Raw genomic sequence first — 6,484 nt, 5'->3', positions numbered from 1 at the left:
TCTTCGCGCTGCACGCCGTGCAGCAGTCCGGCAATTGGCGCAGGTGCGCCTTCGCCCCGGTTGCTCAACCAGCCCTTGACCTCATCGAGGCTGTGGTGGCCCACCTGGGTAGCGGCGTCGGATGCCATTTGACGGAAGGCTGCCCCATCGAAGCCGTTGGCGCTGCAGAGGGCCTGGAACAGGGGCTCCCGCTGCGCCTCGGGCTTGTAACCGTTGGAGAAGCTGTCAAACACTTGGGTCAGACCAACGGCAAAGAGGCCATCGGCGTGGAACCCCTTCTGATGGCTCAGCAGGTGCAGTTCCACCAGGAGTTCGTCCACCAGGCGGCGATAGAGCGGCGCGATGACGTAGGGGAACGCCTGGTGAAAGGCCCGCTTGCTATCGGCAACGGTCAGGCTCGCACCCACGCTCAAACATCCATCAAGTTCAGGAGACCCTAGCTCGCTGAGAACGCTGAACAGGGCTGAACCTCAGTAGGATCCGCCCATCTGCAGAGGCCGCCCGTGACCATGATCCCGATCGTGATCGAAGAGTCGGGCCGTGGTGAGCGCGCTTTTGATATCTACTCCCGTCTGCTGCGGGAGCGCATCGTCTTCCTGGGCGAACCGGTGACCTCAGAGTCCGCCAATCGGATCGTTGCCCAACTGCTCTTCTTGGAAGCCGAGGATCCCGAGAAGGACATCTTCCTCTACATCAATTCCCCGGGCGGCTCCGTCTACGACGGCCTGGGCATCTTCGACACGATGCAGCACATCAAGCCTGATGTGCAGACCGTCTGCGTTGGTCTGGCTGCCTCGATGGGCGCCTTCCTGCTCTGCGCCGGTGCCAAGGGCAAGCGCAGCAGCCTGACCCACTCGCGGATCATGATCCACCAGCCCCTGGGCGGGGCCCAGGGCCAGGCCAGCGACATTCGCATTCAGGCCGACGAAATCCTCTATCTCAAGAAGAAGCTCAACCAGGAGCTCTCCGATCGCACCGGTCAGCCCCTGAACCGCATCGAGGACGACACCGATCGCGACTTTTTCATGTCCCCCGCCGAAGCAGTCGAGTACGGCCTGATCGACAAGGTGATCGACAAGCGCCCCGTGCGTCCTGTCTGATCGAGCGAAGGCTCCATGGCCCGCGGGCGCGGTCAACGCAGCGGAGCGGTGGGCGGCCGGGGTCGCCCACCGAGTGAACGTCCCAGCAAAATCTGCCCTGTCTGCCAGCGCCCTTTCCAATGGCGCAAAAAATGGGCATCGGTTTGGGAGCAGGTGATTTATTGCTCCGACCGCTGCCGTCTAGACAGCAAAAAGCCCGCGGGTTGACCGCGGGCTTTGTTGTGCTTCAGCTTCAGGCCGAGGCAGCTTCTGTGCTGCTCAGCAGAGGAGAAAAGCGCTCCTTCTCGGGGACGGTGGTGAATTCGCTGACGATGGCGCGGAACTCATCGCCATCGAGGCTCTCCTTCTCAATCAGGAGCTCCACAACACGGTCCATGCAAGCCCGGTGTTCGGACACGAGCTTGACCGTTTCCTCGTAGCAGCTCTGAACGATCTTGCGCACGGATGCATCGACGCGAGCTGCGGTGGCGTCGGAGCCATCGCTGCGGGTCATCAGATCGCGGCCGAGGAAAACCTCCTGGTTGCCGGCCTCGAGCGAGCACTGACCCAGGTCACTCATGCCGAAACGGGTCACCATCTGGCGGGCGATGGAGGCGACCTGCTGAATGTCGCCGCCGGCACCGGTGGTGACTTCGGCATAGCCAAAGACCACATCCTCTGCAGCCCGGCCGCCGAGGGCACCCATGATTCGCGCCCGAAGCTGAGCACGGCTCACGAGCATCTGCTCTTCATCGGGGGAGAACCAGGTCAAGCCCTGGGCTTGACCGCGGGGGATCAGGGTGACCTTCTGGACTGGGTCATGGGCCTTGACCAGGGTGCCCACCAGGGCATGGCCCACTTCGTGGTAGGCGATCAGTCGCTTGCTGCGGCCATCGGTCAGGGGCTTGCCCTCCATGCCGGCGATGATGCGGTCCACCGCGTCATCGATCTCGGCCAGGCCAGTGGCTTCCTTGCGGCGACGGGCCGTGAGGATGGCAGCCTCGTTGAGGAGGTTGGCGAGGTCAGCGCCAGAGAAACCGGGAGTCCGGCGAGCAATGGCCTCGAGGCTGACGTCATCGGCCAGCTTCTTGTCACGGCAGTGCACGTTCAGCACCGCCAGACGACCCTTGATGTCGGGAACGTCGACTTGAACCTGGCGGTCGAAACGGCCCGGACGCAGCAGGGCGGAGTCGAGAACGTCAGCGCGGTTGGTGGCCGCAATGATGATGATCCCGCTATTGCCCTCGAAGCCGTCCATCTCAGTGAGCAGCTGGTTGAGGGTCTGCTCCCGTTCGTCATTGCCGCCGCCAACACCGGCGCCCCGCTGACGGCCGACGGCATCGATCTCGTCGATGAAGATCAGACAGGGGCTGTTTTCCTTGGCCCGCTTGAACAGGTCGCGCACGCGGCTGGCGCCAACGCCCACGAACATCTCCACAAATTCCGAGCCGGAGAGGGAGAAGAAGGGCACGCCGGCCTCACCAGCGATGGCCTTGGCGAGCAGAGTTTTACCCGTACCAGGAGGGCCCACCAGGAGGACACCCTTGGGGATCTTTGCGCCGACAGAGGTGAAGCGCTCGGGAGTCTTCAGGAAGGTGACGACCTCCTGCAGGTCCTGCTTGGCTTCTTCAACGCCGGCGACGTCGTCAAACATCACACCGGTTTCTGCCTCCATGGCGAACCGGGCCTTGGTCTTGCCGAACTGCATGGCCTGACCGGGGCCACCGGGCATGCCGCCACCTCCACGGCGAGAGAGCAGCACCAGGCCACCGATCAGCAGCAGGGGGAAGAGCAGGTTGCCCAGCAGGCCCAGCGCTGGAGGCGCGGTGCGGGGGGGATGGATGTCAAAGCTGATGCCCTGCTCCTTGAGGTTGTTGACCAACTCAGGGGCAAGACCAGGCAGGTCAACGCGCAGGCGCTGCACGCGGTTGTCCAGGTCGGGATCAACGGCTTCAACAACGGCGGTGCGGCCACCGTCAAAGATGTCCACCGCGGTGACGCGGCCGGCATCGACGTAATCGATGAAGCGGCCATAGCTCATCCGAGCGACAGCGGCATTGCGCGGTGCCACGGTTGTTCCCGAGGACCGGCTGACTCCACCGAAACCGCCGCCCAGGACTTGCCAGCCGAGGAAGACAGCGACGCTGATGGGCAGGACCCAAAGAGCAATCGTGCGCCAGCGTTGATTCATGGCCGCCTCAGGTGCAGATCTGAATGTTTAACAAGTGTAAAGCGAGCGCGGCCTGTTCTGGGCAGATCTCAGGCGCGGCAGCGCTTTTTCCCTCTCATTCGAGGCTGATCTTTAGGCCGATTGCGGCAAATCAAGCTCAGCCACGCCGGTCAGCTCCTCCGCCAGGAACCGTTCCAGCAGTTCTGGTCCCCCTAAGGAATGGCTCCAAATCTCGACTTCAGAGGCCGGTGGTGCCTCAAATCCCAGGATCTCAACGGGGAAGACCACCCGCTCCAGGAAGAATTGATCGGGTCCAACGCAGCGCAGGATCACCATCCGATCGCTGCGGTTTTGGTACCCACACTGGAGCTGGTTCAAGACCAATTGGAATCAGAACTGTTATTGACGCCTGTTTCATCGGCCTGATTTGTCGTCGATGAGACCGGCCCTCAAGGTCGCAGGCTTCTTTCGATTTCCTTCAGGTTTGCCCCTAGAGACTGCGTAGGGCGGTGATTGGATCCAGTCGAGCCGCACGCCTGGCCGGCAGCACGCCAAAGACCAACCCAATGCTGCCGGAGAGTCCCATCGTCACCAACACACTGCTGCTGCCAATGGCAGCGGGAAGGGGTGTGACGGCCGCCACGATTGCAATGGCGGAGAGGCCCAGGCTGCTTCCAATCAATCCACCCAAGGTGGAGAGCACTAAGGCCTCAACGAGGAACTGACTCAGGACATCACTGCTGCGCGCACCGATGGCCTTGCGCAGTCCGATCTCTGAGGTCCGCTCACTGACCGAGACCAACATGATGTTCATGATCCCGATGCCGCCCACCAACAGCGAGATCGCACCGATGGCGGCGAGCATCAAGGTGAGTCCGCCGGTGATGGTGCCCACAATCGAGAGGGCATCTTTTTGCGAGCGGACAGCGAAGTCGTCCTCCCGCAGGATGTTGTGCCGTTGGCGCAGCAGGTTGGTGATCTGGAATTTCGCCGCACCGGTGCTGGCCTCATCCACGGCCTCCACGCTGATGAAGTTCAGGCTCACCCCGTAGGTGGGATCCCGGCCTGAGAGCTTGCTGACCATCGTCGTCAGGGGGATGTAGGCGGCCTCGTCTTGGTTTTGGCCAAAGACAGCACCTTTCGGCGCCATCACACCAATCACTTCAAAGCCCTGATTGCGAATGCGGACGCGCTGTCCGATCGCGGAGCCAGAGGGCAAAAGTTTTTGCTTGAGGTCAGGTCCAATGACCACGACATTGCGGGCCCCTTCCATGTCCCTCTGGTCGATGAAGCGGCCCCGGGCCACTTCAAATCGCCGCACCGTTAAAAACTCTGGGCTGATGCCTGAAACGGTGGCGCTGGCACTTTTTGCGCCCGCCTGCAGTACGGCGCTGAGGGTGATCTGCGGCACCACCCTGCGAACACTCGGGACCTGCTCGGCGATGGCTTCGGCATCTTCCAAAACCAAGGTCTTGGGAAAATCAATTCCGCGGCGACGGCTGTCGTTGTTGCCCGGGACGACAAAGAGGACGTTGGCCCCCAGCGTGTTGAGCTGACCCTCGGCGAGGTTCTGGGCACCACGGCCGACACCGACCAGGGTGATGACTGAGGCATTCCCAATCACGATGCCCAGCATCGTGAGCAGAGAGCGCAGACGATTGGCCCTCAGGGTGGCCAGGGCCATCCCGACGGTCTCGCGCATAGGGAGCTTGGCGGGCATTGCCGGGATGGCCAGCAGAGCCCCGTTTTAAACGATGCTCGGGTTGAGAACGGTGCCCTTGCCCACGACGCTGACCTTGACCAGGTCGGTCGAACCGCTGACATCAGCGAAGGTTCCGGCGGTCTGAATGACCAGATCCCCTTCTTTGAGCATGTTTGCCTCCGCTGCCACTTCCATGGCCCGGTTAAAGGTTGCCGCTGCGTTGTCCATGTCGGAGACCAGCAACGGGGTCACGCCCCAGACCAGTTGGAGCTGTGAGGCCACCTTGCTGTCGCTGGTGATGGCCAGGATCGGTGTGCTCGGACGGAATTTGCTGACGTTGCGCGCCGTGGATCCACTCTTGGTCAGCGGAAGGATGGCCGCAGCCTCCAGCTGGCTCGCAATCGAGCTGACGGCGTGGGAGATCGCGTTCGGAACGGTTGAGGCCAGCTGCCCATCGCTGCTGCGGCTGGGGTAGTCCCGCTCGATGCGCCGGGCGATTTGGCTCATGGTGGCCACGGCCTCGACGGGGTAATCACCCACGGCGCTTTCGTTGGAGAGCATCACCGCATCCGTGCCATCGAGGATCGCGTTGGCGACGTCGCTGACTTCTGCGCGGGTGGGCCTGGGGCAGCTCACCATCGAGTCGAGCATCTGGGTGGCGGTGATGACCGGAATCCCCAGGGTGTTGCACTTGCGGATCAGTTCCTTCTGCAGCAGGGGAACTTCCTCGGCGGGCATCTCCACACCGAGGTCGCCGCGGGCCACCATGACGCCGTCGCACATCGGCAGCAGCGCATCCATCTGGTCGATGGCTTCAAATTTTTCGATCTTCGCGACCACGGGTGTGTTGTGGCCGTGGGAGCGAATCAGGGCCTTGATCTCCTCCATGTCGGAGGGATTGCGCACGAAGCTCAGGGCCACCCAATCGACGCCTTGGCTCAGACCAAATTCGAGGTCTTCGCGGTCCTTGTCGGTCAGGGCACGGACGGAGAGCTGCACGTCCGGGAAGTTGACGCCCTTGTTGTTGGAGAGGACGCCACCAACCGTGACGGTGCAGTGGAGGGTCTGGCTGGACTGCTCCACTTGGTCCACGACCATCTCGACGCGGCCGTCATCCAGCAGGATGCGGCTCCCGGGGACCACTTCATCCGCCAACTTGTCGTAGGTGACGGTGGCGATGGTTTGGCAGCACTCGACGTCCCTGGACGTCAGGGTGAAGGGGTCGCCTTGGGCAACGGTGATCGGACCGTCCTTGAAACGGCCCAGGCGAATCTTGGGGCCCTGGAGGTCCTGGAGGATCCCGATGTGAACACCCATCTCCGCGGCAACCTTGCGGATGGTGCTGATCCGCGCTGCGTGCTCGCTGTGGTCGCCGTGGGAGAAATTCAGGCGAAAGGTGGAGGCACCGGCCTCAATCAGGCGCCTGAGCTGCTCAGGCGATTCGGTGGCGGGACCGATGGTTGCCACGATCTTGGTGCGACGCGTGAGATCGGGCAGGGCCATTCGGGGGCGCCAAAGGGAGAAGCGACACTA

General features: G+C 62.6%; 7 protein-coding genes. 2 read left to right on the top strand and 5 right to left on the bottom strand.

All coding sequences use genetic code 11. The features are described 5' to 3' along the window. A partial coding sequence (gene psb29, locus QZ186_RS00970; RefSeq protein ID WP_296415163.1) for a photosystem II biogenesis protein Psp29 occupies nucleotides 1-407 on the bottom strand: 407 nt, incomplete at its 3' end. A gap of 102 nt (nucleotides 408-509) precedes the next feature. Between psb29 and clpP the strand changes: the two genes are divergently transcribed. Together clpP and QZ186_RS00960 are read left to right on the top strand one after the other, a co-directional pair. After that, nucleotides 510-1,100, top strand: coding sequence for an ATP-dependent Clp endopeptidase proteolytic subunit ClpP (gene clpP, locus QZ186_RS00965; RefSeq protein WP_010317246.1), 591 nt, complete (start codon nucleotides 510-512; stop codon nucleotides 1,098-1,100). Nucleotides 1,101-1,115: 15 nt separating this feature from the next. Then, nucleotides 1,116-1,307, top strand: a complete 192-nt coding sequence (locus tag QZ186_RS00960; protein WP_247478651.1) for a DUF2256 domain-containing protein — start codon at nucleotides 1,116-1,118, stop codon at nucleotides 1,305-1,307. A gap of 25 nt (nucleotides 1,308-1,332) precedes the next feature. On the opposite strand, the gene ftsH is transcribed toward QZ186_RS00960, so the two are convergent. From ftsH to pyk, 4 genes are all read right to left on the bottom strand, one after another. Then, complete coding sequence (gene ftsH / locus QZ186_RS00955; RefSeq protein ID WP_296415161.1) at nucleotides 1,333-3,270, bottom strand: ATP-dependent zinc metalloprotease FtsH; 1,938 nt, start codon at nucleotides 3,268-3,270, stop codon at nucleotides 1,333-1,335. A 111-nt stretch (nucleotides 3,271-3,381) separates the two neighbouring features. Continuing rightward, nucleotides 3,382-3,633 carry a DUF1830 domain-containing protein gene (locus QZ186_RS00950; RefSeq protein ID WP_296415159.1) on the bottom strand — a complete coding sequence of 84 codons (252 nt, stop codon included), beginning with the start codon at nucleotides 3,631-3,633 and terminating at the stop codon, nucleotides 3,382-3,384. 106 nt (nucleotides 3,634-3,739) lie between these two features. Next, nucleotides 3,740-4,969 (bottom strand): ABC transporter permease, encoded by a 1,230-nt coding sequence (locus QZ186_RS00945; RefSeq protein WP_247478647.1) that lies wholly within the window; start codon nucleotides 4,967-4,969, stop codon nucleotides 3,740-3,742. 27 nt (nucleotides 4,970-4,996) lie between these two features. Continuing rightward, entirely contained in the window at nucleotides 4,997-6,454 is a 1,458-nt protein-coding gene (gene pyk / locus QZ186_RS00940; protein ID WP_247478646.1) for a pyruvate kinase, read from the bottom strand. Nucleotides 6,455-6,484 lie beyond the last annotated feature (30 nt).

This window comes from Vulcanococcus sp. DEBay_Sum29NL08_54 (genome assembly GCF_017859255.1).
Taxonomy (GTDB): Bacteria; Cyanobacteriota; Cyanobacteriia; order PCC-6307; family Cyanobiaceae; genus Vulcanococcus.
This window is presented reverse-complemented; position numbering and strand designations above follow the sequence as displayed.

Coding starts and splice junctions, on each gene's coding strand:
- QZ186_RS00960 (WP_247478651.1), top strand. CDS start 1,116: ATGGCCCGCGGGCGCGGTCAACGCAGCGGAGCGGTGGGCGGCCGGGGT.
- pyk (WP_247478646.1), bottom strand. CDS start 6,454: ATGGCCCTGCCCGATCTCACGCGTCGCACCAAGATCGTGGCAACCATC.
- clpP (WP_010317246.1), top strand. CDS start 510: ATGATCCCGATCGTGATCGAAGAGTCGGGCCGTGGTGAGCGCGCTTTT.
- QZ186_RS00945 (WP_247478647.1), bottom strand. CDS start 4,969: ATGCCCGCCAAGCTCCCTATGCGCGAGACCGTCGGGATGGCCCTGGCC.
- ftsH (WP_296415161.1), bottom strand. CDS start 3,270: ATGAATCAACGCTGGCGCACGATTGCTCTTTGGGTCCTGCCCATCAGC.